Source organism: Mesorhizobium sp. M0207, assembly GCF_040321995.1.
Lineage (GTDB): Bacteria > Pseudomonadota > Alphaproteobacteria > Rhizobiales > Rhizobiaceae > Mesorhizobium.
In genome coordinates this window covers 1-25,228 of sequence record NZ_JAMYSQ010000015.1, presented here as the reverse complement: position 1 = coordinate 25,228, position 25,228 = coordinate 1, and the positions used below count along the sequence as shown (strand labels likewise).

At 61.5% G+C, this 25,228-nt stretch carries 31 protein-coding genes and 2 pseudogenes; 23 read left to right on the top strand and 10 right to left on the bottom strand.

The window, feature by feature from the left end; translation table 11 throughout:
• Window positions 1–103: 103 nt before the first annotated feature.
• Together NKJ15_RS19845 and NKJ15_RS19840 are read left to right on the top strand one after the other, a co-directional pair.
• Window positions 104–358 carry an exopolysaccharide production repressor protein gene (locus NKJ15_RS19845; protein ID WP_352472098.1) on the top strand — a complete coding sequence of 85 codons (255 nt, stop codon included), beginning with the start codon at window positions 104–106 and terminating at the stop codon, window positions 356–358.
• 326 nt (window positions 359–684) lie between these two features.
• Window positions 685–1,509 (top strand): hypothetical protein, encoded by an 825-nt coding sequence (locus tag NKJ15_RS19840; RefSeq protein WP_352816955.1) that lies wholly within the window; start codon window positions 685–687, stop codon window positions 1,507–1,509.
• Window positions 1,510–1,728: 219 nt separating this feature from the next.
• Here the strand turns inward: NKJ15_RS19840 and yghU are convergent, their stop codons facing one another.
• Window positions 1,729–2,616, bottom strand: coding sequence for a glutathione-dependent disulfide-bond oxidoreductase (yghU, locus tag NKJ15_RS19835; RefSeq protein ID WP_352816953.1), 888 nt, complete (start codon window positions 2,614–2,616; stop codon window positions 1,729–1,731).
• A 249-nt stretch (window positions 2,617–2,865) separates the two neighbouring features.
• On the opposite strand from yghU, the gene NKJ15_RS19830 reads away from it, so the two are divergent.
• A complete protein-coding gene (locus NKJ15_RS19830) occupies window positions 2,866–3,771 on the top strand; it encodes a S1C family serine protease (RefSeq protein ID WP_023675699.1) in 906 nt (301 codons plus the stop codon).
• Window positions 3,772–3,786: 15 nt separating this feature from the next.
• On the opposite strand, the gene NKJ15_RS19825 is transcribed toward NKJ15_RS19830, so the two are convergent.
• From NKJ15_RS19825 to NKJ15_RS19805, 5 genes are all read right to left on the bottom strand, one after another.
• Window positions 3,787–4,398, bottom strand: coding sequence for a hypothetical protein (locus NKJ15_RS19825; RefSeq protein ID WP_352472095.1), 612 nt, complete (start codon window positions 4,396–4,398; stop codon window positions 3,787–3,789).
• 41 nt (window positions 4,399–4,439) lie between these two features.
• The gene (locus NKJ15_RS19820) at window positions 4,440–4,637 is read right to left on the bottom strand and encodes a hypothetical protein (RefSeq protein ID WP_352472094.1); all 198 of its coding nucleotides are present in this window, start codon (window positions 4,635–4,637) and stop codon (window positions 4,440–4,442) included.
• Window positions 4,638–4,846: 209 nt separating this feature from the next.
• Complete coding sequence (locus NKJ15_RS19815) at window positions 4,847–5,029, bottom strand: DUF3606 domain-containing protein (RefSeq protein ID WP_023675702.1); 183 nt, start codon at window positions 5,027–5,029, stop codon at window positions 4,847–4,849.
• Between the two features lie 11 nt (window positions 5,030–5,040).
• On the bottom strand, window positions 5,041–5,349 hold the full coding sequence (locus tag NKJ15_RS19810; protein ID WP_352472092.1) for a hypothetical protein: 309 nt from the start codon (window positions 5,347–5,349) through the stop codon (window positions 5,041–5,043).
• Window positions 5,346–5,861 (bottom strand): hypothetical protein, encoded by a 516-nt coding sequence (locus NKJ15_RS19805; RefSeq protein WP_352816949.1) that lies wholly within the window; start codon window positions 5,859–5,861, stop codon window positions 5,346–5,348. The genes NKJ15_RS19810 and NKJ15_RS19805 overlap by 4 nt, the downstream gene beginning before the upstream one ends.
• A 70-nt stretch (window positions 5,862–5,931) precedes the next feature.
• Between NKJ15_RS19805 and NKJ15_RS19800 the strand changes: the two genes are divergently transcribed.
• Window positions 5,932–6,891 carry a prohibitin family protein gene (locus NKJ15_RS19800; RefSeq protein ID WP_352465360.1) on the top strand — a complete coding sequence of 320 codons (960 nt, stop codon included), beginning with the start codon at window positions 5,932–5,934 and terminating at the stop codon, window positions 6,889–6,891.
• Window positions 6,892–6,943: 52 nt separating this feature from the next.
• Here NKJ15_RS19800 and NKJ15_RS19795 read toward each other — a convergent pair whose 3' ends face one another.
• Window positions 6,944–7,510 (bottom strand): RBBP9/YdeN family alpha/beta hydrolase, encoded by a 567-nt coding sequence (locus NKJ15_RS19795; RefSeq protein ID WP_352816947.1) that lies wholly within the window; start codon window positions 7,508–7,510, stop codon window positions 6,944–6,946.
• A 112-nt stretch (window positions 7,511–7,622) separates the two neighbouring features.
• On the opposite strand from NKJ15_RS19795, the gene NKJ15_RS19790 reads away from it, so the two are divergent.
• Complete coding sequence (locus NKJ15_RS19790) at window positions 7,623–8,096, top strand: Lrp/AsnC family transcriptional regulator (RefSeq protein WP_352453704.1); 474 nt, start codon at window positions 7,623–7,625, stop codon at window positions 8,094–8,096.
• A 5-nt stretch (window positions 8,097–8,101) separates the two neighbouring features.
• Here NKJ15_RS19790 and NKJ15_RS19785 read toward each other — a convergent pair whose 3' ends face one another.
• The gene (locus tag NKJ15_RS19785; protein ID WP_245274655.1) at window positions 8,102–8,578 is read right to left on the bottom strand and encodes an Lrp/AsnC family transcriptional regulator; all 477 of its coding nucleotides are present in this window, start codon (window positions 8,576–8,578) and stop codon (window positions 8,102–8,104) included.
• 155 nt (window positions 8,579–8,733) lie between these two features.
• Here NKJ15_RS19785 and NKJ15_RS19780 point away from each other — a divergent pair, with 155 nt between their 5' ends.
• The 3 genes from NKJ15_RS19780 (at window position 8,734) to NKJ15_RS19770 (ending at window position 10,837) form a co-directional block, all read left to right on the top strand.
• Window positions 8,734–9,486, top strand: a complete 753-nt coding sequence (locus NKJ15_RS19780) for a tryptophan 2,3-dioxygenase family protein (RefSeq protein WP_352816944.1) — start codon at window positions 8,734–8,736, stop codon at window positions 9,484–9,486.
• A 269-nt stretch (window positions 9,487–9,755) separates the two neighbouring features.
• Window positions 9,756–10,187, top strand: coding sequence for a DoxX family protein (locus tag NKJ15_RS19775; protein WP_352816941.1), 432 nt, complete (start codon window positions 9,756–9,758; stop codon window positions 10,185–10,187).
• A 296-nt stretch (window positions 10,188–10,483) separates the two neighbouring features.
• Entirely contained in the window at window positions 10,484–10,837 is a 354-nt protein-coding gene (locus tag NKJ15_RS19770; RefSeq protein WP_352685197.1) for a hypothetical protein, read from the top strand.
• A 71-nt stretch (window positions 10,838–10,908) separates the two neighbouring features.
• On the opposite strand, the gene NKJ15_RS19765 is transcribed toward NKJ15_RS19770, so the two are convergent.
• The gene (locus NKJ15_RS19765) at window positions 10,909–11,214 is read right to left on the bottom strand and encodes a hypothetical protein (RefSeq protein ID WP_352472199.1); all 306 of its coding nucleotides are present in this window, start codon (window positions 11,212–11,214) and stop codon (window positions 10,909–10,911) included.
• Window positions 11,215–11,926: 712 nt separating this feature from the next.
• The gene (locus NKJ15_RS19760; RefSeq protein ID WP_352472084.1) at window positions 11,927–12,754 is read right to left on the bottom strand and encodes a class I SAM-dependent methyltransferase; all 828 of its coding nucleotides are present in this window, start codon (window positions 12,752–12,754) and stop codon (window positions 11,927–11,929) included.
• Window positions 12,755–13,127: 373 nt separating this feature from the next.
• Here NKJ15_RS19760 and NKJ15_RS19755 point away from each other — a divergent pair, with 373 nt between their 5' ends.
• The 15 genes and pseudogenes from NKJ15_RS19755 to NKJ15_RS19685 all read left to right on the top strand — a co-directional run bounded on the left by NKJ15_RS19755 (window position 13,128) and on the right by NKJ15_RS19685 (window position 24,709).
• Complete coding sequence (locus tag NKJ15_RS19755; RefSeq protein ID WP_352816938.1) at window positions 13,128–13,532, top strand: hypothetical protein; 405 nt, start codon at window positions 13,128–13,130, stop codon at window positions 13,530–13,532.
• A 3-nt stretch (window positions 13,533–13,535) separates the two neighbouring features.
• Window positions 13,536–13,934, top strand: a complete 399-nt coding sequence (locus NKJ15_RS19750) for a hypothetical protein (protein ID WP_352748715.1) — start codon at window positions 13,536–13,538, stop codon at window positions 13,932–13,934.
• Window positions 13,900–14,529: pseudogene (locus NKJ15_RS19745) on the top strand (terminase large subunit domain-containing protein); the annotation flags it as partial. The gene NKJ15_RS19750 and the pseudogene NKJ15_RS19745, both read left to right, overlap by 35 nt.
• 441 nt (window positions 14,530–14,970) lie before the next feature.
• Complete coding sequence (locus NKJ15_RS19740; RefSeq protein ID WP_352541147.1) at window positions 14,971–15,516, top strand: hypothetical protein; 546 nt, start codon at window positions 14,971–14,973, stop codon at window positions 15,514–15,516.
• Between the two features lie 118 nt (window positions 15,517–15,634).
• Window positions 15,635–16,390 carry a phage terminase large subunit family protein gene (locus NKJ15_RS19735; RefSeq protein ID WP_352816935.1) on the top strand — a complete coding sequence of 252 codons (756 nt, stop codon included), beginning with the start codon at window positions 15,635–15,637 and terminating at the stop codon, window positions 16,388–16,390.
• A 148-nt stretch (window positions 16,391–16,538) separates the two neighbouring features.
• Window positions 16,539–17,564 (top strand): methyltransferase, encoded by a 1,026-nt coding sequence (locus tag NKJ15_RS19730; protein ID WP_352816933.1) that lies wholly within the window; start codon window positions 16,539–16,541, stop codon window positions 17,562–17,564.
• 52 nt (window positions 17,565–17,616) lie between these two features.
• A pseudogene (locus tag NKJ15_RS19725) lies at window positions 17,617–17,787 on the top strand (phage terminase large subunit family protein); the annotation flags it as partial.
• 800 nt (window positions 17,788–18,587) lie between these two features.
• On the top strand, window positions 18,588–19,130 hold the full coding sequence (locus NKJ15_RS19720) for a hypothetical protein (protein ID WP_352816931.1): 543 nt from the start codon (window positions 18,588–18,590) through the stop codon (window positions 19,128–19,130).
• Entirely contained in the window at window positions 19,066–19,260 is a 195-nt protein-coding gene (locus NKJ15_RS19715; protein WP_352816928.1) for a hypothetical protein, read from the top strand. The genes NKJ15_RS19720 and NKJ15_RS19715 overlap by 65 nt, the downstream gene beginning before the upstream one ends.
• A gap of 282 nt (window positions 19,261–19,542) precedes the next feature.
• The gene (locus tag NKJ15_RS19710) at window positions 19,543–20,706 is read left to right on the top strand and encodes an acyltransferase family protein (protein ID WP_352816926.1); all 1,164 of its coding nucleotides are present in this window, start codon (window positions 19,543–19,545) and stop codon (window positions 20,704–20,706) included.
• Window positions 20,707–20,887: 181 nt separating this feature from the next.
• Window positions 20,888–22,630, top strand: coding sequence for a portal protein (locus NKJ15_RS19705; protein ID WP_352816923.1), 1,743 nt, complete (start codon window positions 20,888–20,890; stop codon window positions 22,628–22,630).
• Window positions 22,627–22,947: a Bbp19 family protein gene (locus tag NKJ15_RS19700; protein ID WP_352816921.1), complete on the top strand. Its 321-nt coding sequence runs from the start codon at window positions 22,627–22,629 to the stop codon at window positions 22,945–22,947. Before NKJ15_RS19705 ends, NKJ15_RS19700 begins: the two co-directional genes overlap by 4 nt.
• 324 nt (window positions 22,948–23,271) lie before the next feature.
• On the top strand, window positions 23,272–23,709 hold the full coding sequence (locus tag NKJ15_RS19695) for a hypothetical protein (protein WP_352816919.1): 438 nt from the start codon (window positions 23,272–23,274) through the stop codon (window positions 23,707–23,709).
• A gap of 202 nt (window positions 23,710–23,911) precedes the next feature.
• Window positions 23,912–24,229 (top strand): SMI1/KNR4 family protein, encoded by a 318-nt coding sequence (locus NKJ15_RS19690; RefSeq protein ID WP_352816918.1) that lies wholly within the window; start codon window positions 23,912–23,914, stop codon window positions 24,227–24,229.
• Window positions 24,230–24,394: 165 nt separating this feature from the next.
• Entirely contained in the window at window positions 24,395–24,709 is a 315-nt protein-coding gene (locus NKJ15_RS19685; protein WP_352816916.1) for a hypothetical protein, read from the top strand.
• Window positions 24,710–25,228 lie beyond the last annotated feature (519 nt).

Below are 25,228 nucleotides of genomic sequence, written 5' to 3'. Positions count from 1 at the left end.
GGTGCTTGCGCAATTGCTAAAATAGTGAAAACGTTGGCCCGGGGTAATGGGTTAGGGGAGTTCGTCCCGGCTGTTGCGAGTTTCGGGGCGGCGCAGAAAAGTCATGAACTTTCCACAGTTCCTGGTGGGGCTGACCACCACATCGTCCATCGTGGCGATCTCGACTTACTTTGCGACGGGTTCAATCTGGAAGACGCTGGCCTGGACGATCTTGACCTTGATCGTCATGCAGGTTGGATATTTCCTGTTCGTCGTCCGGTTGATCTACGGATCCGGGGCGAAAGGCGCGGCGGCAAAGCCGCGGCGTCTGAGGGCTGTGCCGCCGAACCGTCGAGGTCGCATTCAGCTTATGCAGTAATGTCCCATATAGATATCATGGTCTAGACAGGACATGTTCGGTTCTGGGAATGTGCGTTGGACGTTCCGCTAGTTTAGCCAACTAATATATATCGCCCAACTCATATCGTCGTTTTTGGGCTAGCGGGAAAACCTGCCTGCTGCTTGTACGACTGTGCCTAAGGCCACATTTTACAACCGGCCGGCAAGCTCCCTTTTGTTGATGCCAGCCTAAATCCGGCTGGTGTTTTCGATGGGCGGTTGAGGCTATAAAGCCGTTCAACCGGGCGGCATCGGGATGCATTTCGGCCGGTCGAGAGGGTTGTGGTGATCGACGGAACACCAAACGTGATCTTACTGATCGGCAGCGCCCCCGATGTGGTGCGCTGCGCCGCCTGGCCCAAGCAGGCCTTCGGCAAGATCGTCGCCATCAACAACGCCTGGCGCGTGCGGCCCGACTGGGATTTCCTCGTCCATGCCGGCGATTTCCCGGCGGAGCGGATGCCGCAAGGCGGTCCCCTGCAGCAGGCGCAGATCTTCAGCGCCTCGCATTACGTGCCGGCGCAAAACAGCTTTGGCGGCTTCGTCTATGCCGGGGGCACCATGTCGATGACGGCGGCCTACTGGACGATCCACAGTCAGAAGCCGGACGTGCTGGCATTCCTTGGCTGCGACATGATCTACGACCAGCCCGGCAACACGCATTTTTACGGCGTCGGCCGCGCCGATCCGCTGCGCAACGACGTCACCCTGCGCAACCTCGAGGCGAAGTCGGCCCGCCTGCTCATCCATGCGCTTCGGCGCGGCTGCCTGTGCGTCAACCTATCCGACCTGCCGCGCAGCCGGCTGATCTTCCCGCGGCTGACGCTCGATGAAGTCGGCGCGCTTTCTTCCTCGCGGCTTTCGGAAATGAAGGCCGAGATGCTTGCCGGCCTGCGGCTCGATCAGGCGGAGGAGGCCGACAGGATCGAGAAGGAACTCGGCTATTTCTTCGAGGACGGCATGTACTGGAAGCACCTCGAAAAGCTCGACGAGAAATTCCTGGCCAACATCGACCGGCTGTGGATGGCGGCGGTGAAGGCGAGCTTGAGCAGTCGGCCGAAGCTCCCGATCTCCCCCCTTGTGGCAGGGCAATCGCATTTGGATTCTTACGAAGATGGACCCCCACCCTAACCCTCCCCACAAGGGGGAGGGAATGCTGCCGCGCGCCCTTACTTCCCCTTTTGGCGCCGAAAGGCAGGCAATTTGCCGAGGTCAGCGCCAACGGAAGTCTCCCTCCCCCTTGTGGGGAGGGGTTAGGGGTGGGGGTACGTCGTAGAGCGAAAGCCTCGGCTTTCCATCTGCAATAGCCCTGCCCATTGTGGGGGGAGATCAGCAGTTTCAGTCGTCCGCTTAGCTTTTGGCCGCCGCGAGCTTGTCTTGCGTCTTGGTCTCGAAATCGCTGGCGTCATGGCGCTCGTGCAGCTGCATCGAAGGCTCGCCGAAGGTGCGGTTGACCATGCGGCCGCGCTTGACCGCCGGCCGCGCGTCGATGGCGTCGGCCCAGCGCTGCACGTTCTTGTATTGCTCCACCTGCAGGAACTCGCCGGAATCGTCATACATACGGCCCTTGGCCAGCCCGCCATACCAGGGCCACACCGCAATGTCGGCAATCGTATAGTCGTTGCCGCCTAAATACTCGCTTTCGGCGAGGCGTCGGTCGAGCACGTCCATCTGCCGCTTGGTTTCCATGGCGAAGCGGTCGATGGCATATTCGATCTTCGTCGGCGCATAGGCGTAGAAATGGCCGAAGCCGCCACCGAGATAGGGCGCCGAGCCCATCTGCCAGAACAGCCATGACAGGGTCTCGGCGCGAGCCGGCTGCTCCGTCGGCAGGAATTCGCCGAATTTTTCGGCGAGGTAGAGCAGGATCGAGCCGGATTCGAAGATGCGGACCGGCTTTTTCCCACTGCGATCCATCATGGCCGGGATCTTCGAGTTGGGGTTGACCTCGACGAAGCCGCTGCCGAACTGGTCGCCGTCGTTGATCCTGATAAGCCAGGCGTCGTACTCGGCGCCGCTGTGGCCGAGCGCCAGAAGTTCCTCCAGCATGATCGTCACCTTGACGCCGTTCGGTGTCGCCAGCGAATAAAGCTGCAGCGGATGCTTGCCGACCGGCAGTTGCTTGTCATGTGTCGGGCCGGCGGTCGGCCGGTTGATGCTGGCGAAAGCGCCGCCATTTGCCTTGTTCCAGGTCCAGACTTTTGGCGGCGTGTATTGGTCCGTTGCGTAGTCGTTCATTTGGGAGGCCTTTGGAAGGGTTGGGTTGGGAGGATATCAGATATCAACGTGGGTAATGGCGGAGGAACTTTGCATAGGGCAGCTTGGGATAGCCGTAGGTACAGATAGGGCTGCCGGCGCTGTTGCAAAACCCCGGCGCGAACGGCGCCGCGCCGGTCCACGCCAAAGCCAGCGCCACCTCTTGCGCCTGATCACCTGCGCCATACCTATAGCCCATATCAGCCTGCGAACATTGCCAGGAACCAAAGCATGAATATCGAACCCCTTTTGCGATCCATCGTGGCCGTCCGCGCCACCGTGCCAGAGGACGCCTTCACGGCAAATACACTTGGCACCCGCCGCGAGGGCAGTGGCGTGGTCATCCGCGGCGATGGGCTGGTACTCACCATCGGCTATCTCATCACTGAGGCCGAGGAGGTCTGGCTGGCCGACCAGGACGGGCGCGTGGTTCCCGCCCACGCGCTCGCCTACGACCAGGAGTCGGGCTTCGGCCTGGTGCAGGCGCTGGCGCCGCTCGGGCTGCCCGCCATTGCGCTCGGCGATGCGTCCAGGGCCAAGATCGGCGATCCCGTCGTGCTCGCCGACGGCGTCGGCCGCTCCGTGCGGGCGCGGATCGTCACCAAGCAGGAATTCGCCGGCTATTGGGAATATCTGCTCGACGAGGCGATCTTCACGGCGCCGGCTCACCCCTCATGGGGCGGCGCCGGCCTCATCGGCGCGGATGGCAGGCTGCTCGGCATCGGTTCGCTGCGCCTGCAGATGAGCCGCAACGGCGAGGTCGCCGACATCAACATGGTGGTGCCGATCGATCTTCTGCCGCCCATCCTCGACGATCTGCTGACGCGCGGGCAGGTCGCCAGGCCGCCGCGGCCGTGGCTCGGCGCCTTCTCGGCCGAGAGCGACGGCAAGGTCGTGGTGATGAGCGTCGCCGAGGGCGGTCCAGCCGCCCAGGCGGGCCTGCGCCAAGGCGATGTCATCTCGGATGTCCGCGACACGGCGGTCGATGGGCTTGCCGATTTTTATCGCAAGCTTTGGAAGAGCGGCCCGGCGGGTGCCGAGATCCCGCTCCGGGTGCTGCGCGATGGCCGCGAAACCTGGCTGCGCGTCAAGTCCGCCGATCGCAACAGCCTGCTGTGGAAGCCGCCGCTGCAGTGAGGCAACCGAAACCTCTCACTCTCCGCAAGCGCTGAAGCCAGTGCCCGGGGTCCATTCCGCAAATGGGATGACCTTGCCTTCGACCGATACGGTCGCTTGCCTGGTGCTGCCGTCCGCCAGCTTCTTGCTGCTTTTGCCCTTGCCGGTCAGCACATTGTAGTCGCAGTCGCCGGCAACATTGTCGTCCATGTAATCCCAATAATCGTAGGCAAAACCGGCGACGACGAACGTGCCGTTGCGCCAGGCGAGCGTCAGCGTCTTGTTGGTCCGCTCGCTGCCGATCTCCATCGCCGGAACATAGAGCTTGATCGAACCGTTGGGGAGCGCGGTGAGTTCGGGCTCGGTGTCGGATGTGGCGGGGCCCGGCCGGTCATAATCCTTCCATTCGCCGTAAATCTGTTCATGCACGACCCCGGCAGGTTTTAGAAAATCGCCATCGCGATCCTTGAGGAAAAAATACATGTCCATGGGATGGCCGGGCTCGGTCTCCACGATCATCGCCAGATCGGCGGCGCCGTCGCTGTTCCAGTCGCCGGTCGCCGCCGTGATGATCTTCTGCGTCTCGATCGGTTCTGCCAGGGCGGCGGCCGGCAGCAGCAGGACCAGACCGAATATTGTCGATCGCATGTAGATCCCCTCGCGCTTGGGCAGGCCTGAGAGCATGCTTCTCAGGAGGCCCGGCTCTGCCGCGTCTCGGAACGGCTCGTCTCGTTGAGCAGCCGGCAGAGCGAAACCGCTTCACGACGGCTCAGGCCGATCAGCGCGATTTGCGAAAATTGCGCCGGCAGATCGTGAACGATGTCCCACACCATCCATCGGCCGTTCGGCTCCATGACACATTCGTAGCGCAATAATTGTTCCTGCATCCGACCCCCCGGCTTTGCTCATCGGACTGGTACAGCGTCGAGGTAAATGAGTTGTTGCGCCGCGAGAGTATTCCGCGGCTGTCAAAACCAGGCGTTGAATCCCCACAAGGGCGAACCCGACAGGTCACGGCTGACGGTGCCGATGCTCTCGACAAGGCAGCAGGGCAGGGACGCTTCCGGCGTGAACGGCGGCCGCCGCCAGAGTTGGATCAGGCGTTGCGGCTCGCCATGTGCGCGTCGAGCTTCCTCCTCGAGGGGCCGTAGCGCTTGATGATGGTCGCGGCCTCGCTTTGCGGTATGCCGTATTTGCGGGCAAAGGCAGCGACCTCGTAAGGCTCTTCGCCTGAGACCAGTTTGCGATCCTGCTTGGTCTTGGATTTGTCGTCGGCCATGGCGTCCTCCATCACATCTGGTCGTTATAGGGCTCCTTAGTCCGGCCGACCATCCTGGCCAGTTCGGCAAAGGACGGTACGCCGGTTTCACCCTGGGCATTGTTGGCCGCCTGCAGCAGCCTGAGCGGAAAGCAGACGGCGTCGCGGTTGGATGGCGACATGTCTTCATAGAGACGCTCCTCGCTGGTCATCGCCGCCTCGGCCCGGCGCAACGCCATGTCGACCTCGTCGACCGACAGCAGGCCCTTGTGGACCAGCGCGTTGTTGACGGCCGCGATCGCCATCATCAATCCTTCGAGCTGAAGATTGGCGACGTTCATCGTCTTGCGTCCTTGCCGGGCTTCTTGGCGGTGGCCTTGCCGTCTGGCCGGATCGCTGCGCGCGGCGGGTTCTGGCCCTCCGAATGCAGGGTCCTGTCATCGAAATCGTCAGCCGGCCTGGTCAATCCCATGCCGCCGGGAGGTGGCTTGTTGCCGGCCGCATCCTGCGAAAATTCGTCGGCCGCGTCGGGGCTCGTCTTTGCCGGATATTTCCTCGCTCCGGTCTCGTAGCGGTTCGGGTCGTCGGCCATGTCCTGTGCTCCCGTTGCAATGAGCAGATAACTTTCATGCGGCGGCAGCGGTTCCGTGGCGAAATCGACCTTGCCGGTGCGCAAGCCTTCGCAATCTGCGACCACGACTACGAGGATTGCCCGAAGCGCAGAACCGATGCCGGACGGCAGAAGCAGACGCCAGGCAACGCGTCCCAGCCCGCAGCCGCGGCTGCAGGGGAAATCGGCTAGCCAGCCTGAACCACCCGCCGGTCCGGCCGGCTGCCCCGAAGGTCTTTCCATATCCAGAGGATTGCAATGCCGCCACTATTGTGGGCAAAAGCAGCACGGGCAATCAGGTTGGGGTGGGGTGATGACCGAAACGCAAGGCAATTCAAGTCGTCCGCAGGGCAAGCCGGGGATGGCATCGGGGTCGATCGGTTCCGGCCTGATCGCACTTGTCATCGTGGCGCTCGGCGTCTTTGCGCTGTTTGGATCCTGGTACACGATCGATCAGGGCGACCGCGGCGTGCTCTTGACCAACGGAGCGCTGAGTTCGGTCGTTGATCCCGGACTGCATTTCAAGCTGCCGTGGTTACAGCGTGTCGAGAAGATCAGCCTGCGCCAGCAGGTGCTCAAATGGGGCTGCGAGAACCAGAACGATTGCAGCGGCCTGCCGGCCATGCAGGCCTATTCGCGCGACCAGCAACCGGCCGACATGCGCGTCACCGTCAATTTCCACGTGCCGGCCGCCGAAGTCAGCAACGTCTACACCAATTATGGATCGATCGAGGCACTGGCCGACCGCGTCATTGCCAGGAAAGCACCGCAGGAGATCAAGACGGTGTTCGGCCAGTACGACGCGGTGTCGGTTATCCAGAACCGGGCGAAGTTCAACAAGGACGTCGCCGAGGCCATCGCGGCGGTAACCGACGGCCCGGTGATGATCGACAGCGTGCAGGTCGAGAACATCGACTTCTCCGACGCCTACGAGCAGGCGGTCGAAGCCAGGATGACGGCGCAGGTCGAGGTGCAGAAGCAGGAACAGAACCTGCAGCAGGAAAAGATCAAGGCCGATATCGCCGTCACCCAGGCCAAGGGCCGCGCCGACAGCGTCAAGGCCGAAGCCGAGGCCAGCGCCTACAAGACCAGGGTCGAAGGCGATGCGACCGCGGGCGCCATCAAGGCTCGCGCCGCCGCAATCGCCAACAATCCGCTGCTGGTCGAACTGACCAAGGCGGAGAGATGGAACGGCGAATTGCCGAAGTCGATGATCCCGGGCTCGACCGTACCGTTCCTCGAACTCAGCACGCCTGCCGCAGCATCGAACTGAGGCGCGGCGCAAACCAGATCAGGGCGGCGGCGCGATAGCCGTCCTGGTGCGGTTACGGCTGAAGCACGGCGCCTCGGGCGATTGCTTGCGTTTGACCTAGAAAAGCTGTCAGCAGCTCCATTCCCGCCGGCCAGTCGCCGAGCCCGCTGTCGCCATTGATGTGGCCAAGCGGTCCGGCGATATGGAGATCGCTGCCCCATCGCTCGGATTTCGCCCTGGCATAGTCCAGCGAGCCGTAGGGATCGTTGGTGCTGGCGACAATCAGCGACGGACAGCGAAGCCGTTGTTGCGGTGCGTCGGCGAAGGCCCGGGCGGAGGAGGGGAAGGCCGGCGACGCAGGGTCCGGAACCGCGACCAGCAACGCGCCGCCGATAGAGCGGCGGGAGATCCGCTGCCAGTGTACGACCAGCAGACAGCCGAGGCTATGGGCGACGAGCACCGGCGGTGTCCTTGCCTGGCATACAGCGGTTTCCAGTGCGGCCACCCAGTCGTCGACGTCCGGCGCGTCCCAACTCGCCGGGTTGAACCGCCGCATCGCCGGGTTTGCCTGCTGCCAACGTGTCTGCCAGTGGGCTTCGCCCGATCCGCCGATGCCCGGCACAATGATGAAGTCGGTCATGCGAAGCCCTTCTTTCCTGATGCAGCGCGTGCAATTCTAGGTCTTCTCCCAGGTGGCGGAATGAGAGATCATCGGAAAGCAGCGACGAAATCCGATGGATTAAAGGGCGATCATGCGGAACGGCGATTATCGGCCAAGGCTCGATCCCACCGATCTGGCGATCATTGAGATCATGCAGGAGGATGGCCGCATCGGCATCTCCGAGCTTGGCCGCCGCGTCGGACTGTCCCAGCCCGCCACCTCGGAACGGGTGAAGCGGCTGGAGGAGCGCGGGGTCATCACCGGTTACAAGGCGGTGATCAATTCGGCAGCGCTCGGGCTCGGCACCATGGCGGTCATCCGCCTGCGCACCACGCATGAGCATATCCAGGCCTGCCTGAAGAAGTTCGCCCAATTGCCGGAGGTGGTCGAGGTGCTGCGGGTGACCGGCGAGGATTGTTTTCTGGTCAAGGTCGTGGTCCCGTCACCGCCCGATCTTGAAAGCATCGTCGACAGCATCGGCCACTACGGCACGGTGACGACAAATGTGGTTCTGCGCGCCGAGCAACCGAAGCGGCTGGGACGCGAATTGATGACCAGGGCCTGACCGGTCTATCGCTTGGTCTGCGTATGCCCGACGGCATTGGCGAACGAGATGCCGCCCTTGATCTCGCGCATCGCCATCGAGGTGATCGTGCGCCGCACGCCGGGCAGCCGGCTGAGCTCCTCGCGCAGCATCCTGTCGAGCGCCATCATGTCGACGGTGACTATCTGCAGGAGATAGTCGGCCTCGCCAGTCGTGGCGTGGCAGCGGCGGATCAGCGGATGCTTTTTGACCGCCGCCTCGAAGGCGTCCGACAGTTCGAAATCGATCGACACCTGGATGAAGGCTTCGATGCCGAAGCCGAGCTTGGCCGGGTCGATCCGGGTCGAGTAGCCGCGGATGACGCCGGCGTCCTCAAGCGCCTTGACCCGCTTCCAGCACGGCGTCTTGCTCAAGCCGACCTCGTCGGCGAGCGCGGCAAAGGAGATGCGGGCCTCGCGTTCGAGCGCCGCGACGATCTTCCGGTCGACCGCATCCAGCATCATTCGTTCTTCCTATCCGCTTCAGATGCAGTGTTTGTCCTTCATTTTGCACGAATCGAATAACAGAAAGGGACAATGTTCGGCAAGAAGGCGATTAGACTCGGGAACGGGATCCAACAAGCGCCTGCGGCCCAACGGCCGCGGCAAGGAGCATGGCCATGGACAAGCAGGATTATTATGCCCGCATCGAAACGCCTGAGATGCGCGACTATGGCGTCTACCTCAAATGCGACAGGCTGCTGGCCTGCCAGAAGCCGCTGGCCGAGATGGTGAATGCCGACGAGCTGCAGTTCCAGATCGTTCATCAGGTCGAGGAGCTGTGGATGAAGCTCATCGCCTATACGCTGGTCGATGTCGTTGATTTCCTGGAAAAGCAGGACACGCATCGCATCGTCACACTGATGGGGCGCGTGCACCGGCTGATGCGGCTGATGACGGCGCAGCTCGACCTGCTCGAAACCATGTCGCCCAAGGAATACCAGCAGATCCGGCTGCAACTCGGCAATGGCAGCGGCCAGGAATCGCCAGGTTTCAAGCAGCTGTTGCGCCTGCCGCCCGATCTGTGGCGGGCCTTCAAGGCGTCGTACCTCGACGACCGCGGCCTTTCGGTCGAGGATGTCTACGATACCGGCTACGATCACGGCGACAGCTATGTCGTTGCCGAAGCGCTGATCGAGTTCGACGAGCTGTTCCAGAAATTCCGTGCCAACCACCTCTATCTCATCCACCGCACGATCGGCCTCGGCGCGAAATCGCTGAAGGGCCGGCCGGTCGAATTGCTGGAAGCCGGCGCCCGCCACCGCTTCTTCCCGGAACTCTGGGACATACGCTGGGCGATGACCGACCGCTGGGGCAGCCAGTATGGAACGGTACGCGAGCCGATCAGCAAGCCGGGGGTCAAGTTGGGGTAGCGCAACCTTTCTTCTCCCCTTGTGGGAGAAGGTGGATCGGCGCGCAGCGCCGAGACGGATGAGGGGTGTTGGACGGAGTGCCGCCGGCGCCAAGCTGGAGCACCCCTCATCCGTCGCCTTCGGCGACACCTTCTCCCACAAGGGGAGAAGGGAAGGCGCCACTTTGGTGCCGGCGCTTGTATCTCTCAGGTTTTTCGGGGGATGATGTCGGGCTTGCGGCTGGTGGTGCGTCCTTGGGGCACAACCACCGTAACTCTTGGGAGGACATCATGACCTTGGAAACCGCTCAATCAACCGTTCAGTCGCCGTGGCAGACCGCGGCAATCCTTATCGCCCGCCTGATCTTCGCCGCCGTCTTCCTGATGGCCGTGATCTTCAAATTCATCGATATCGGCGCCACCGCCGGCTATATCGCGGCGGCTGGATTTCCGTTCCCGCTGTTCCTGGCCTGGTGCGCAGCCCTGCTCGAGGTCGTCCTCGTTCTATGTTTCCTGACTGGCGCCTTCTTCTCATGGGCAGCACTCGTCGCCGGCGCCTATGTGCTGTTCCTCGGCTTCGCCTTCCACGGGCCGTCGCACTGGGCCGGCAACCAGGCGGAGTTCGGCTTCTTCGTCGATCACTTCACCTTCCTGGCCGGGCTGCTGTTCGCCGCCGTGCACGGGCCGGGCAGGGTCCTGGCGCTGAGGCTTGGCAGGGGGTGATGCCCAATCTCGCATCCGGCGTTCTCGTAAAGGCGCTCAGAAGGGTGGCGACGATCCCGGCCGGGTCTATGACCGCGACCAGGGCCAGATCGGCAGCACGATCCGCACCAGCATCGTCGTGACGATCGAGAACGGCCGGGTACCGTCATTCCGGCCATCCGCAGGTCGCGCGCAATAAAAGCGACAGCTAAAGTACGAGCGTTCGAGGTTTATGCTTTTTGTAGATGCGCCTGCATTCCCTCTGTACTTCCAACTTTCGGCGGGCTAAGCAAGACATGGGTCTTGAGGGGGAATTCATGAACATCGCCACGCGTTTTGCTGCCGCCATGATCGGCACGTCTCTGCTTGCCGGCTGCACTACCTTGACCGAAGGCGAATTCAACACGATGCATACCACGCTTGAAGGCAGCCCTGTCACCAAGCGCGTGGCGATCAACGAATGCATTGCACGCGAGAGGTCCACGCCGCTCAACGAAAGAAAGACTTACGCAGCAATCATGAATGTCAGTGTCGCAAAATACGACAGCGCCTTTTGTGGCCGGCTCTTCAATGCCGTTGCTAATGGCAGGCTGACTTACGCGGACTACCGCAGGCTTTCCTCGCCGGGGGCCGACAGCAGCAAGTTGATCAAGATCCTGCAGGGCCGCTAGCAGGCGCCGCCAGCAGTCTTGCGACCCCGCCGCGGCAAGCCGTTGTCGCGGCGTCAGTTATGATCGCCGCGTCACATCTGGTCGTTGTAAGGTTCCTTGATCTGACCGACCATGCGCGCCAGTTTCGAAAAGGACGGCATGTCCGTCTCCGGCTGACATTGATTGGCCAACTCCAGCAACCGGATCGGGAAGTTGACGGCATCGCGGCTCGACGCCGACATGCCTTCGGACCTTTCCTCGTTGGTCTCGCTGGCTTCGGCCTTGCGCAAGGCGATGTCTATCTCTTCGACGGAGACCACGCCCTTGCGGACCAGGACCTGATTGATCGATGCGATGGCCATCAGCAGGCCTTCGAGTTGCAGATTGGCGACGTTCATGGCTTTTGCTCCCATTGGCTGGGGTTCAAACGCGCGAATGCCTGTTCTGATCCGCGGCTGCGGCTGCTCGTCGGCCGGTGAGATGCCTCGGCAAATGGAGGAAGCGCCAATTGCCGACGCTGCGTTCGCGCCCACAAAGTGGCTGGCGGGCAACGCGAGGCGCCGAAGAGAAATTCGGTTTTTTGTCGCCGCGCCACATTTTGTTCTTGCTTTGTGCCGGCAGCTATGCTACTAATTTGGGTATGGTGCCAATTGGCTCCAACGACCCGCCCACAGAGGCGGGTTTTTGTTTTCAGGCTTCTTTTTGATCGAACGTTGCTTGTGTTGCCGGCTTTAAGTCGGCGGGACAGCGCCCGGGACAGTACCCCCCTCTGGCCTGCCGGCCATCTCCCCCTCAAGTGGGGAGATTGGCGGTTTCGGCGTTGCGCTCTTCCTGCAACGTTGGAGATTGGCGAAAGCCGGCGCGAAAGCCGATCTCCCCCCAAGTGGGGGAGATGTCCGGCAGGACAGAGAGGGGCGCGAAGGAATGCAGCCTAGCGGTCTTCTTGGAAGGTCAATCGGGAGGCGGACAAGGCGAGGCGCTGAACGGAATTCGCATTTTTCTGCCGCCGTGCCACATTTTGTTCTTGCTTTGTGCCGGCAGCTATGCTACTAATTTGGGTATGGTGCTAATTGGCTCCAACGACCCGCCTCCCGAGGCGGGTTTTTTGTTTCAGGCCGGTTTGGAGACGATCACGGCGAGCGACGCGAGTTTTCCGTCACTCAGGCTTCGGATGTAGTTGCGGCGGCGCTGCAGGAATTCCGCGCCCATGACGACTTCATTTGCCTGCTGCTGCGCCGGCGAGGGCACGATGCCGGAATTGGCTCTCTTCAGCGCCAGCTCAACATGTTCGCCGGTTTCGTCGACGATTTCGTCGATGCGAAATCCGGCATCGACAAACAGGGTTTTCAATTTTTCCCGATCGGCGAGGTGGCTGGTCGCCGCAGAAACCGCCCAGGGCATGGGATAGTAGGGCTCGCCGCCGGCGAGCACGGCTTCGGTCCAGATCAGCCTGCCTCGCGGTTTCAGCACGCGCCAGGCCTCGTCGATGACCGCGGCTTTGTTCTCGATGTTCATGCCCACATAGAAGCAGATCGCCGCATCGAAGGTGCTGTCGCCAAAAGGCAGTTTCGTTGCGTCGGCCTGATGGAAGCGAACTTTGTCTGCCAGTCCGCTGAGTGCGGTCAGTCGGCTCGACGCGGCGACAAAGGCTGGTGTCAGGTCGATGCCGTCGACCTCGCAGCCATAGGCCGAGGCCAGAAACCTTGCCGGCCCGCCAATGCCGCTGCCGATATCCAGGATTCGATCTGTCGGCGAAGGAGCAAGACGGGCCGCATGCTCCTGCGTGGCGGTCAGTTCGCGGCCATGGAACTGATCGAACGGATAGAGTTGCGCGGCCGCGAGTTTGCCGGCCGGGTCGGCGTCCGGGATCGCGGCCAATATGCGATCGACGATGCCGTCGCTGCCCTCGCTGCCGTAGTGACTGGTGACATTGCCCATGACGCGTTCCCCTCAAGCGCAACCACCATCCCATCAACGCAAGTCTCACGCAATGCCCGCCCTTTTCGCCTTCCTTCCAGCCGTTCACCGACGAGGGTGCGAGGTCGTCAGTGCATTTTTCTGCCGCCGCGCCACATTTTGTTCTTGCTTTGTGCCGGCAGCTATGCTATTAATCTGGGTATGGTGCCAATTGGCTCCAACGACCCGCCCGCCGAGGCGGGTTTTTCATTTCGGGCTCCTGTTCGACCGAATGTTGCGTGTGCTGCCGAGGTATGTCGGCGCGAATGAACGCGACCGACTATCCCGGTCCGCAATCACCTATCGTCCATAGATTTCCCAACGCGCCCGTGCGCCCACTTCAGAGAACATCCCCATGTCCAACCGTTACGCCACCATCATCCCCGACGATGACGGCCGCGAGGTCGTCAGCGCCATTGGCGAGTTTGCCGGCGCCGCACCCTACGCACGCCATGGCCGCTTCGAGCAGGTCGCCGCCGGCGTGCGGATCGGCATGGTGCGCGGCGGTACCGTCGATGCGGTCGGCGTCTTCGGCTTCCCGTCGGAAGCACTCGACGGCAACGCGGTGGCAATTCTCAGGGCAAGGCTGAACGCCTTGCCTGACGCCGCTGCGATGAAGCCCGGCACGACGACTGATGCGAAACCCGCAAGCCAGCCGCGGAAGCCGAAGTCGGCACGCGCCGGCAAGAAGGCCAGGCCGCGCAAGCGCATCGTGCGGCCAGGCAACAAGAAGCCGATGTCCGCCGGGACGGCGGAGTAGGGCATGGCCAAGGCTCCTTCCGCCGGCGATCCGCAGCCGCACGATCAAGCACCCGGCAGCCGAACCAGGCGGCCGAAGAAGACGCTGGCCGACGGCTTTCTCGAAGCGATCCGCGCCGATTTTCGCGCCCATGGCGCCGGCGTCATCGCCGAGGTGCGCGCCGAAAAGCCCGATCAGTACCTGAAGCTCGTGCTGTCGGTGCTGCCCAAGGATCTTAATGTCAACATCAACAATCTGGATGCATTGAGCGATGACGAAATCAGGCAGCGCATCCGCGGCCTCGAAGCCGTCCTTAGGCCGTTCCTCGAGAAGCCGGGCTTCGCAAAAGGCCTCGCACAGCCGGGCGGCAAGGACGGAATATCTCAGCCTGCTGGCGGAGCTGGACCGCAGGCGCCGCACTAACCAGCTTGCCGCCTATCGGCCGTATCCCAGGCAGGCCGAGTTCCATGCAGCCGGCGCGACCAATCGCGAGCGCCTGTTCATGGCCGGCAACCAGCTCGGCAAGACCAGGGCCGGCGGCGCCGAATGGGCGATGCACCTCACCGGCCGCTATCCCGACTGGTGGCAAGGCAAGGTTTTCGACTGTCCGGTTCGGATGTGGGCGGCCGGCGTCACCGGCGAAAGCACGCGCGACAATCCGCAGCGCATCCTGATCGGCCCGCCGCAGCAGCAGGCGGCCTGGGGCACCGGCATGATCCCGGCCGACGCCCTCGTCAGCACGATGGCGGGACGGGCGCCGGGCGCGCTCGACAGCGTCGTGGTGCGCTGGGGCGGCGGCGGCGATGTCCAGGCCGACGAATCGGTGCTGTCGTTCAAGAGCTACGAGAAGGGTCGCGAGAAATGGCAGGGCGAAACGCTGCACGGCGTCTGGTTCGACGAGGAACCGCCGCTCGACATCTATTCCGAAGGGCTGACCCGCACCAACGCCACCGGCGGCATCACCATCGTCACCTTCACGCCGCTGCTCGGCATGTCGGATGTGGTGCTGCTGTTTTTGTCTGCGGAGCAGGTGGGAGGGATGGGGAGGTGACATCGCAGGACTTGGGTTCCTCGCCCCACAAAGTGGGGAGAGGTGGCCGCGCCGCGGCCGGAGAGGGGACTTTGGCAAGCACCAGACGCTGGCTCCCTCGATTGTTGTCTGCACAGGTCGGCGCCATTCCCCCTCTCCGTCTCGGCTTCGCCGAGCCACCTCTCCCCACTCCGTGGGGCGAGGAACCCAAGCCTTTTGAGCGAGCGCGTAAAGTTTCTTTGCCGAACAACACCATGCGTCCGGCGCCTGCCAAAACGATTCAATGCGGACAAGGTGAAACACGTCACCTTCATGACCATCGACGATGCCGGACACTACACGCTGCGCCGAGATCATCGCGGTTGCCAAGTCACGATCCGGAACTAGACTGACTGCGTTGGGCGGGAGATCACGACTATGAATAGGCGGATGGTGTTCGTCGGCGGCCTGTCTTCAATTGCAGTATCATCAGCGGGCAGAGCCGAGATGTCAGCGACCTTTCCTCCCGTTCCGAAATGGCGGCCATCATTTTCGCAGCCCATCGATCGCATCGAAGAGCGCTTTGGCTACTACTTCAACCAGGAGCGTGACTTTGCCATCCTTGAAAACGGCACCTGTGTGCTGACGGAGGCTGGTCTTTCCGATGGCGCTGCATCCTTGGCAGCCATCCAGACGCTTGCCGAGATCTACAACTACCACCCGGACATGAAACCGTCTGATATGGACGATGGCAATTTGTTGGTCAGTTACAATCATCCTGCCTTCAACGTCGTGCTGACCGACATTGCCAAGGCGCATTGGCCAGAGATCGAGGCTCGCCACCAGGACGGACTGACGACCGACGAGGTGTTGTTCACGCCGCTCGGGCAGAACGTATTCGATGATTTTGGCAAAAAGGCGCTGCTAGGCCGGTGCTACATGTTCATGGATGCACAGGCGCCGAAAGTCGTGCGCATCAAACGTCGGGCGATCTGATCCCGACTTTTCGACCGGCTCCGTGGCAGGTGTTCCGAGCGATGCAAACGGAGCCGCGAGGCGGGGCGTTGAAGCGCGCACCCGCCACCACGATTCAATGCCGCGAGGGTGAAAAACAATGACCCGTCACGTCACCTTCATGACCATCGACGATGCCGAACATTATACGCCGCAGCAGCGCGCCGAGATCATTGCCGCCTATCCGGTGCATGAGCGCGAGGCGCGGGCCAAGGGCATTCCGGTGCTCGGCTCCGGCCGCATCTTTCCGGTGGCCGAGGAACTGATCGCCTGCGAGCCGTTCCCGCTGCCGCGCTATTGGCCAAGGCTCGGCGCGCTCGATTTCGGCTGGGACCATCCGTCGGCCGCGGTCGAACTTGCCTGGGATACGGAGGCCGATGTCGTCTATGTCACAAAGGCCTGCCGGGCTTCGCAGCAGACTCCCGCCATGCAGGCGCTGACGTTGAAACCGTGGGGCGATTGGCTGCCATGGGCATGGCCGCGCGACGGCCGCCGCGAGACGCTGGAAGGTGCCGGCACCGCACTTGCCAGGCAATATTCCGCACATGGGCTGAACATGCTCGCCAGCCATGCGCAGTTCGCCGACGGTTCGGTCTCGGTCGAGGCCGGGCTGATGGAAATGCTCGATCGCATGCAATCAGGCCGCTTCAAGGTGTTTTCGACGCTTTTGCCGTGGTTCGAGGAGTTCCGGCTCTATCACCGCAGGGACGGCCAGGTGGTGAAGCTGCGCGATGATTTGATGGCGGCGACGCGGTATGGCGTGATGATGCTGAGAGAAGCGCAGGTCGACCCGGCGGTGTTCAAGGCGGCGCGGCGGAAGGCCGGGCAAGCCGATCCGCTGGGGGCGTTTCGGTGAGGAAAATCGGGGAGGCAGGCAATGCGCTCCGGCTCCGATTGGAAAACTGTAGTGAACGTCCGTGGACGTGGTGTAGCATCGAATGATCCCGCTCAAGGGACGCATCGGCGTGGCCTCGCCGGGGCATTCGCCGATAGGGGAGGATCAGATGCAAAACGGAATTTCTCCAGACCACATACTGCAAATTGGCTTTGGATTCTGGCCAGCCAAGACATTGTTGAGCGCCGTGGAACTGGGACTCTTCTCGCTGCTTGCGGACGGCCCCAAAACGGGCCTCGAACTGCAAGGCGCGATGGGGCTGCATCCGCGCGCAACGTATGATTTTCTCGACACCCTCGTCGCGCTCGGATTGCTGCAGAGGGACGGCGCCGGTGAAACCGGCAAATACGGCAATACGCCATCGACCGCGCTGTTCCTGGTCAAGCGGAGCCCCCAATACCTCGGTGGAATCCTTGAGATGGCGAACGCACGACTGTATCGGTTCTGGGGCGATCTCACACCGGCATTGCAAACCGGAAAGCCTCAAAACGAGATCAAGGAGACAGGCAAGTCGATGTTCGGCGAGCTCTATGCGGACCCGGCGCGCCTGGAGCAGTTCATGGACGCGATGAGCGGCATCTCCATGGGCAATTTCACGGCGTTTGCCGAGAAATTCGACTTTTCCAAATATAAGACGCTGGCCGATATAGGCGGCGCAACCGGGCAGCTTTCGGCCATCGTCGCGGCGCGGCATCCGCACATGCAATGCCGGACGTGCGATCTCGCCGATGTGCAGCCGATCGCCGAACGGCGCTTGAGGGAGCGCAATCTCGGCGGCCGGGTCATCGCCGAGGCGATCGACTTCTTCGCGGACGAATTCCCCAAGGCGGACATCATCACGATGGGAATGATCCTTCACGACTGGAATCTCGAGAACAAGAAAATGCTGATCGCCAAGGCCTATCGTGCATTGCCGACCGGCGGCGCGCTGGTCGCCATCGAGAACATCATCGACGATGAACGCAGGCAAAACGGCTTCGGTCTCATGATGTCGCTGAACATGCTGATCGAATTTGGCGAGGCGTTTGACTTCACCGGCGCCCAGTTCACCGAGTGGTGCAAAGAGGCAGGGTTTAGTCGCTGCGAGATTATTCCGTTGGCGGGACCTGCAAGCGCAGCAGTGGCTTACAAGTAGAGGCTCGGCACCCGCGCGCAGTTCGCCGACGGTTCGGTATCGGTCGAGGCCGATGCTCGGCCGCATGCAATCAGGCCGCTTCAAGGTTTTCTCGACGCTTTTGCCGTGGTTCGAGGAGTTCCGGCTCTATCACCGCAGGGGCGGCCAGGTGGTGAAGCTGCGTGACGATTTGATGGCGGCGACACGCTACGGCGTGATGATGCTGAGGGAAGCGCAGGTCGACCCGGCGCTGTTCAAGGCCGCGCGGCGGAAGGCGGGCAAGCCGATCCGCTGGGGGCGTTTCGGTGACGATGCTTGCGTTTATGCACGCCCGGCGGCAAAACGACGATGTAGCGGCAACATCATATTAGGGGGGCAATATGGAATCGGAAAACTCGCTGCTCGGGATATTCATCTCCTGGATGCCGATGCTGATTTATCTCGCAGCAAGCCTTTGGGTAACGATCTGGCTCACCTTCAAGCTGATCCGCGTTCAACAGGCGATGGTGCAGGCGCAGGAAGGCATTCTCGCCAAGCTGACCGAGATCGACAGCCGGATGTCCGCGAAGATACGCCAGGACTGAGATTCGCGGCGGACGCATAGGACGAAGCGCCGAAAAGCTTAGCCGGGCTCCTTAGCCCATTCGCCGCCGCTGCCATGATAGGTCTCTGCGGAGAGCAAGAAAACCTGTGCGCAGGTCGTGCACCGAAAGCGGTAACGAAGCAGATCGTCCCATGGTCCATCCGGGTTGAGATCCGAAAACGGGATGACACTCGACATAGGACCACCCGGTACTTCCTGCAGAATACCGTCGCGTATGGCCTCTTTGGCCATCGTGATCGCCGCCGCGAGACGACCGGTGCTAAAGATCGTACGGGTCTCCTCGATCGGCGCGCAGTTACTACAAGTCATGCGCTTGTTCCCATAGGTACATCCACAAGTCACAGGCCAAGGAAATCCAGACGGCAAAGAGAGTCAATCTAGCTTGGCGCCTCGTTTCCCTAGGGCTCTCCGCTTCGCAGCGTGCCGGAAAGTGACCCAACATGATCCTCCGCATCATTCCCGCCACTTTGCGCGATCTCTCCTACATCGCCGCCAACCTCCGGCCAGAGGACCGGGCCGAGATCGACTGCCAGTTCGATGACTGGTCGCCGGCGCTGCTGGCGCTGACGGCGCTGCAGGGGTTTGCCTATGTCGCCGAGCTAAACGGCAATCCGGAGGCCTGCTTTGGCGCTGCCGAGCAGCGCAGCGGGCTGTGGATCGCCTGGAGCTGGGGCACGCGCCGCATGAGGCGCTGCGTGCCTGGCATCACGGAGTTTTTTCACGCCGTGCTCGGGCCGGAGGTTGCGGCGCGCAGCGCCTGGCGGGTCGAGGCGCGAGCGCTGGCCGCCAATGATTTGGCGCTGCGCTGGCTAGGCCGGCTCGGCGCGACGCAACGCTGCCGCCTGCCGGGCTATGGCCGGAACGGCGAGGATTTTCTGCTCTACGACTGGACAAGAGCCTCTCACTTTGGAGAAAACCATGTGCCTTTTTCAAAAGCCGCCGGCGCTGAAGCCGTTGCCGCCGACACCGACCATTGCCGATAAGGACGTGCAGGCGCGCGAAGCCGCCTTGCGGGCCCAGCTTGCGGCCAATGACGGCACCGCAGGAACGGTGAAGACCGATCTGTCGCCCAGTGAGCTGACCGGCCAGCGCCGCGTGCTGCTGGGGGTGTGACATGGGCGCCATGAGAAGAGTGTTCCGCAACCGCGTGCTCGCCTGGTGGTACTGGCGCCGGCATGCAAGGTTGAAGAAGAGATAGACGGGAGCTTGCCTGCCGGGATCGCGTAAGCCGCGATCCTTCGCGCCCCGGGTGTTCAAGTGCATGCCTCTACAATTGCCCTCAGGTGTTCCGCGTTTTCCGTAACAGCCCAGCGCAAATCGTGTTCCTTCCGCACGGTTGACATTCCTCCCTCAGCCGCCATGCTGCATTGCAACATGGCTATCGAGGAGTTCGGCATGACAGAAGCCCGGTCATCGCGCATCGAGTGCCTGGACGGGCTTCGGGCGCTTGCCGCGATCTGGGTGCTCATCGGGCACTGCTTGTTGTTGACCGGCTGGCAGATTCCTATTCTTGGCGAACCGGACCTCGGCGTCGATCTGTTCATCATGCTGTCCGGCTTCTTGATGGTGTTCCACTACCAGCTGCGCCAGGACAAGGAGCCCTGGCAAAGGCCGGAAACCTGGCTGAAATTCTGGACCCGCCGCTATTTCAGGATAGCGCCGCTGTTCTACGTCATGCTGTTCGTTGCCCTGGCGCTTGGCCCCTATCTCTACGGGTCGAGAATGGTCATCGACGAGTTCCTGCTGAGGTCGCCGCAGGCGCCCGAGCGTTATCTCGACAGCGGCCTGAAGAATATCGGCGCCCATCTGATGTTCCTGTTCGGCCTGGTGCCGAATTTCGCCTATCGCACGCCGCTGCCCGACTGGAGCCTCGGGCTGGAGATGCAGTTCTACGCGCTATTTCCGGCCATCATGCTGCTGGTGCGCAGGCTTGACTGGATATGGGCGGCCATGCTGACCGCGGCGACCGGCAGCGCGATGGTGTTCTTGATGGGGCAGTTGTCGGTGCATTTTCCGATGCCGTCGTTCCTGCCGTTGAAGATGCAGATTTTCCTGTGCGGGATGCTGCTGGCGGGCGTCGTCCATCAAAGGCAGAAGCGGCCTTTCGTGCATCTGGCACTGGCCATGCTGCTTGCGGCGCTGCCCTTCGGCGGCGGCTATGGGCTGAGCAAGCTGTTGATGCGGGAAGCGCTCGTCCTGGGGTTCTTTGCCCTGGTTCTCTACCGGATGCTGCCGGGAACGATGGGCATCGTGGCCAGAAAGATCGCCATGACGCTCGCCAACAGGTTCTTTCATTTGATGGGTGAGCTTTCCTTCAGCATCTATTTGATCCATCTGCTGGTTCTCCAGCCGGTGGCGGCTCTGGTCATCACCCAGTTCGGCCACGAGCTGTCGGCGCCGCTGCGCTTCGCGGTCGTTGTTGTCGTCGTCTTGCCGGTGGTGTGCCTGCTGTCCTGGATCACCTATACGCTGATCGAAGTACCCGGCCAGAAGATGGGGCGTTTCGTGGTGCAGCGCTTTGGGCGCAAAGCGGCGCTGGAGACGACGCCGGCGGAATAAGGCGCTTCCAATCTCCCCCCTTGAGGGGGAGATGTCGCCGAAGGCGACAGAGGGGGTCGCCGATCCACGCGAGACGACCCCCTCTGTCCTACCGGACATCTCCCCCTCAAGTGGGGAGATCGGCGGTTTCGGCGCGCCCGCCATTTCTTTTTCCCATTGAGTTCATCAAGCGAGGCTGACCATGAGCGATTCCCGTGCTCGCGATATTCTGTCGCGACAGGCAGAACTGGAGGGCGAACGCAGCCAGTATGAGCATGTCTGGGAGGCGGTGTCGGAATTCTGCGATCCCGATGCGCCCGACATGTGGAGCGGCAGCCGAAAGGCCGGCTTCGATTCGCAGGCTGAGCGGCAGGAGCGGCGCGGTGCGCGTGTCTACGCCAATACCATAAACTCGGCCGCCAACCGGCTGGCCGCGGGGCTGGAGAGCCTGATCATTCCGCAGTCGGAGAAATGGCATGGGCTGTCGACCGCGGCCATCAACGACGAAGAAACCGACGAGGAAAAGGAATGGGCGGAAGCGCTGCGCGACTTCCTGTTCTCGCTGCGCTATTCCGCCAATTCCAATTTCGTGCCGGCAACGCAGGCCTGCCTGCGCAATGTCGTGCGCTATGGCCCGGCCTATCTCTATGCCGAGGAAGGTTTTGGCGGCACGCTGATCCGCTATGCCTCGATCCCGGTGGTCGAGGGCTATCTCTCGCGCAACCGCTGGGGCCAGGTCGATATTTTCCACCGCCGCTACGAGCGCACCGCAAGACAGGCGGCGCAACTGCTCGGCTACGACAGACTGCCGGCGCGGATCAAAATCCTGGTCGACGACCCCGCCAAATGCGAGACGAAAATCTCGCTGATCCAGTGCATCCAACCGCGCGACGAGCGCAAGATGTACAGTCTGAGCGGCTCCTACCAGTATCTCGATACGGCGTTCGCTTCCTATCACGTCATCGAGGACGAGGAGGCGATCGTCAGGGAAAGCGGTTTTCGCTCGTTCCCGGTGTCGTGCTTCAACTGGCGCCGCTACGAGGGCGATCCGTACGGCATCTCGCCGACCATCGAGGCACTGACGACGGTGCGCGAGGAGAACGCCGTGCGGCGCTCCGGCCTGCGCGCGCTGCAGCAGATCACCGATCCGGCGACGGCCTCCAAGGCAAGGCTCGACTATGTGCCGGTGCTCAATCCCGGCGAGAACTATCCCGGCCTCATCGACGATGCCGGCCGGCCGCTGATTGCGCCGATCGCCACGGGCCAGAACCCGACCTATGCCTTCAATTACGCCGACAGCCGGGCCGAGGAGATCCGCGACATGATGTTCGTCAACCTGTTCCAGACGCTGGTACAGAACCCGCAGATGACGGCGACCGAAGCCTTGATCCGACAGGAGGAGAAGGGCGCGCTGCTCGGCCCCTCCGGTTCGATCATCCAGGCCGGCTTTGCCTCTAATCTCGACCGCGAGCTGGGTATTCTGGAAGACAAGGGACTTTACGAGGAAGACAGCCGCTTCCTGCCGCCGGCGAGCCTTGCCGGCAAAGCGTTGCGGCCGACCTTCACCGGTCCGCTCGACGTGCTGCGCCGTTCCGCCGAGGCGCGCGACACCATCCAGGTTGTCACCACCGCCATGCAGATGGCGCAGTTCGATCCCGGCGTGATGGACAATATCGACGGCGACGCGGCGCTGAAGATCGTGCAGGGCGCCGGCCGCAGTCCGCAGCGCATTTTTCGCCGCCAGGACGAAGTGGCGGGAATACGCGATGCCAGAGCCAAGGCTCAAGCTGAACAGGCCGGCATGGCGGCGATGGCTGCCGCCGGCAAGGTCGCCAGGGATGCCGTGCCGGCGGCAGTGCAGGCGCGCGACAGCGGCCTGCTCGATGGGCTCGGCGGGCTGATGCCGCAGGCTGTGCAAGATGCTTCGGGCGGGCAGGGCGCATGAGCCAAAAACGCTTCGCCCATTCCAGCCAGGCCGGCGGCCCGGCCAAGGCGCGGGATGCCCTGGCCAAGGCCTATCTCAGGGTGTTCTCGGGCCAGGACGGCGAAATGGTGCTGGCCGACCTGGCGGCCGCAACCGGCTATTACCGCCGCCCATCCTATGGCGAGTGGCTGGCCAAGACCAAGACGCCGAACGGCTTCGAGCTGCACAGCGCGCTGAGCAATGCCCGCGCCGAAGTGGTGCAGCATATTATGGGGTTTTTGACGCTGGACGAGGCGCAACTGGCGGCACTGGAGAAGGCGGCGAGGGCGGAGGCGTAGGGGCTTTAGGAAAGCGTATGCTCAGGCGAACCCCGACGTGAACATCGAGGATGTAGTAATTCATCATCCGGCTGAGCAGCAATTACTTAAGAGGCTTCTAAATTTCCTATCGAAGAAAAAGATCAATTCGATAGAAAATCTCCGCGGGATCCCTAAGGATTTAAATGATATTCTGCATTCTTGTTATCATTAGGGGGGAACATGACAAATTCTATGAAAAGTACCCCGTATCCAACGGAGCAGCAGATTCTGGATAATTCTACAATGATTGATAAGAAATATGGCCATCATTTCGTGCCGCCTGTCGGAAAATATAGGTGAAAAATGGATTATTATTATGTAGAGCTATTTGTTGCTGGTGATTTTGGCAAAAATACGGTTCTCGATAACCGCGTTCACCCGCCGATTGTGCACAAACTTCACTACGAGATTGACGTTTGGATAGGTGATGTCCTGATAAGGAGTTTTCCCTGTTATCTTGTCACCAAAGAAGCCGAGCTGGAGCTGCTGAAGATGCGAGTTTCAGGGGCGACGTTTGCCGACGTCGAGGTTACTGCTTCGGAGTTGTTTCATCGGCTGCAGCCAGAAACAGAACTTCCAACATTCGTCTGGATGAAGATCCATGGGCAACCAGGACATGATGACTTCGGCATGGCTTCGAACCACACGCTTGTTGTTTCAGAGCGGGCGCTAGACGTGTTTGAGCGCCTCGGCAATGAGTCGGCCGGGATTCATTCATTCGACGAGCCGGAAAAGGATTGAACGATCCTGGTGACTTCGCACGTCAGAGATTTAGCTGATGGACTGCAAAACCCGAGCTAGGCACGTCATGCGCTTGCCCCTGCCGAAATCAGCACCGGAGACGGCGAGCTCGATTCTGCCCGGCTCGCACTGCCTCGCGATGTTCATCGACAACAGGGTACGCCGTGGTGGAATCAGTTGCTGAACACCTGGGAGGATAGCAGTGGGATATAGTTTAACCGAGGAACAGTTCGACGCACCGGCTGAGTCCGCAGTCGTCGATGGACTGGCCGCACGCTTGGGAGTTGCGCTTCCCAAGGATTACACCGACTTCCTCAAAGAGCATAATGGAGGCGAAGGTTTCATCCGCGATAACTGTGTTATTTTTTTAAAGCCGAAGAATTGGCTGACTTCAATCGAGAGTATGAGGTTGAAAAATATGCGCCAGGCATCCTCTTGTTCGCATCGGACGGAGGAGGTGAAGGCTATGGCTTCGACACTGAAGATACGGCCATGCCAATCGTGCGCATCCCATTCATAGGTATGGATCGGCAATCCGCTGAGACGATAGCGCGTGACCTCGCCGACCTATTTGCTCGGTTGGCGGACTGAAAATGAGCGCCAAAAATAGGTATTTGCGGCCCAGCCTTTCCGCGATCTGTGAAAGACTCATTTATTACGCCACCTATGATGCATGAGAGGTAATATGTCGACTGACCCACGTTATGGTGGACAGCCGCTGCTTAGGCTACTGGAGCTTTATGTGCTCTGGGCCATCGGAGAACTTTCTCAGGAGTCGGAGGATGGCTTGAAAAAGATGGGCCCCAAACTGCAATCTATCTATGGCGGCGATGGACAATGGCATGACGCAATAGCCCAGTCTGTGCACATGCCTGAGGGAATGCCGGCAGCAATCCGGGATATGTGGGCAAGGAACCTCAAAATCGCCCGCGACAATGATGTAACTCTCACACCGCAGAAATTTGCGGAGATGTTCGTGGACGAAAATTTCGTGGGTTGAACGGGTCTTCTCTGAGATTGCGCAGTAGCTAAGTTTCGCTCAAATCCACTGTGATCCGCATTGGACTCGTTTTGACGCCTGCCGGCCAACACCGCTGGACCGATTTCGAAAGCTGCCGGGCCGCCTCCGCTGCCGCTTCCGAATGTGGCTCATAGGATGCAACGGCGACCGATAAGACCTTGCCGGCCTTGTCCAGTGTCACCTCGAAAGTGGCTTTGACGTGATTGTCGACCGCCGTTACCGGCAAGATCAGACAATCGCCGATCCGCTCGACGCTGACAGCCTGTCTGGCGTGTGCGGAAACCGAACAAACAACCAGCAGTGAGGTCATCAAAAATCGCATCGTCGCCCCCTTTGGATAGCCGACGATAGCGCTGACCGCTAATCAGCGGAAGGACCAAATCGTCAGGGAAACGGATACCCTCCGGCGAAGGCCGCCTTGCGAGAGGACGGCACGGTAGCGAGGCTGCGCTCTTAAGGTCGCCCTTACGAGCGAAGTTAGCAGCACAGCATGAGCCA

Excerpts from the sequence above, each read along its gene's own strand:
- NKJ15_RS19845 (WP_352472098.1), top strand. The coding sequence starts at position 104 with ATGAACTTTCCACAGTTCCTGGTGGGGCTGACCACCACATCGTCCATC.
- yghU (WP_352816953.1), bottom strand. The coding sequence starts at position 2,616 with ATGAACGACTACGCAACGGACCAATACACGCCGCCAAAAGTCTGGACC.
- NKJ15_RS19830 (WP_023675699.1), top strand. The coding sequence starts at position 2,866 with ATGAATATCGAACCCCTTTTGCGATCCATCGTGGCCGTCCGCGCCACC.
- NKJ15_RS19825 (WP_352472095.1), bottom strand. The coding sequence starts at position 4,398 with ATGCGATCGACAATATTCGGTCTGGTCCTGCTGCTGCCGGCCGCCGCC.
- NKJ15_RS19820 (WP_352472094.1), bottom strand. The coding sequence starts at position 4,637 with ATGCAGGAACAATTATTGCGCTACGAATGTGTCATGGAGCCGAACGGC.
- NKJ15_RS19815 (WP_023675702.1), bottom strand. The coding sequence starts at position 5,029 with ATGGCCGACGACAAATCCAAGACCAAGCAGGATCGCAAACTGGTCTCA.
- NKJ15_RS19810 (WP_352472092.1), bottom strand. The coding sequence starts at position 5,349 with ATGAACGTCGCCAATCTTCAGCTCGAAGGATTGATGATGGCGATCGCG.
- NKJ15_RS19805 (WP_352816949.1), bottom strand. The coding sequence starts at position 5,861 with ATGGAAAGACCTTCGGGGCAGCCGGCCGGACCGGCGGGTGGTTCAGGC.
- NKJ15_RS19800 (WP_352465360.1), top strand. The coding sequence starts at position 5,932 with ATGACCGAAACGCAAGGCAATTCAAGTCGTCCGCAGGGCAAGCCGGGG.
- NKJ15_RS19795 (WP_352816947.1), bottom strand. The coding sequence starts at position 7,510 with ATGACCGACTTCATCATTGTGCCGGGCATCGGCGGATCGGGCGAAGCC.
- NKJ15_RS19790 (WP_352453704.1), top strand. The coding sequence starts at position 7,623 with ATGCGGAACGGCGATTATCGGCCAAGGCTCGATCCCACCGATCTGGCG.
- NKJ15_RS19785 (WP_245274655.1), bottom strand. The coding sequence starts at position 8,578 with ATGATGCTGGATGCGGTCGACCGGAAGATCGTCGCGGCGCTCGAACGC.
- NKJ15_RS19780 (WP_352816944.1), top strand. The coding sequence starts at position 8,734 with ATGGACAAGCAGGATTATTATGCCCGCATCGAAACGCCTGAGATGCGC.
- NKJ15_RS19775 (WP_352816941.1), top strand. The coding sequence starts at position 9,756 with ATGACCTTGGAAACCGCTCAATCAACCGTTCAGTCGCCGTGGCAGACC.
- NKJ15_RS19770 (WP_352685197.1), top strand. The coding sequence starts at position 10,484 with ATGAACATCGCCACGCGTTTTGCTGCCGCCATGATCGGCACGTCTCTG.
- NKJ15_RS19765 (WP_352472199.1), bottom strand. The coding sequence starts at position 11,214 with ATGAACGTCGCCAATCTGCAACTCGAAGGCCTGCTGATGGCCATCGCA.
- NKJ15_RS19760 (WP_352472084.1), bottom strand. The coding sequence starts at position 12,754 with ATGGGCAATGTCACCAGTCACTACGGCAGCGAGGGCAGCGACGGCATC.
- NKJ15_RS19755 (WP_352816938.1), top strand. The coding sequence starts at position 13,128 with ATGTCCAACCGTTACGCCACCATCATCCCCGACGATGACGGCCGCGAG.
- NKJ15_RS19750 (WP_352748715.1), top strand. The coding sequence starts at position 13,536 with ATGGCCAAGGCTCCTTCCGCCGGCGATCCGCAGCCGCACGATCAAGCA.
- NKJ15_RS19740 (WP_352541147.1), top strand. The coding sequence starts at position 14,971 with ATGGTGTTCGTCGGCGGCCTGTCTTCAATTGCAGTATCATCAGCGGGC.
- NKJ15_RS19735 (WP_352816935.1), top strand. The coding sequence starts at position 15,635 with ATGACCCGTCACGTCACCTTCATGACCATCGACGATGCCGAACATTAT.
- NKJ15_RS19730 (WP_352816933.1), top strand. The coding sequence starts at position 16,539 with ATGCAAAACGGAATTTCTCCAGACCACATACTGCAAATTGGCTTTGGA.
- NKJ15_RS19720 (WP_352816931.1), top strand. The coding sequence starts at position 18,588 with ATGATCCTCCGCATCATTCCCGCCACTTTGCGCGATCTCTCCTACATC.
- NKJ15_RS19715 (WP_352816928.1), top strand. The coding sequence starts at position 19,066 with ATGTGCCTTTTTCAAAAGCCGCCGGCGCTGAAGCCGTTGCCGCCGACA.
- NKJ15_RS19710 (WP_352816926.1), top strand. The coding sequence starts at position 19,543 with ATGACAGAAGCCCGGTCATCGCGCATCGAGTGCCTGGACGGGCTTCGG.
- NKJ15_RS19705 (WP_352816923.1), top strand. The coding sequence starts at position 20,888 with ATGAGCGATTCCCGTGCTCGCGATATTCTGTCGCGACAGGCAGAACTG.
- NKJ15_RS19700 (WP_352816921.1), top strand. The coding sequence starts at position 22,627 with ATGAGCCAAAAACGCTTCGCCCATTCCAGCCAGGCCGGCGGCCCGGCC.
- NKJ15_RS19695 (WP_352816919.1), top strand. The coding sequence starts at position 23,272 with ATGGATTATTATTATGTAGAGCTATTTGTTGCTGGTGATTTTGGCAAA.
- NKJ15_RS19685 (WP_352816916.1), top strand. The coding sequence starts at position 24,395 with ATGTCGACTGACCCACGTTATGGTGGACAGCCGCTGCTTAGGCTACTG.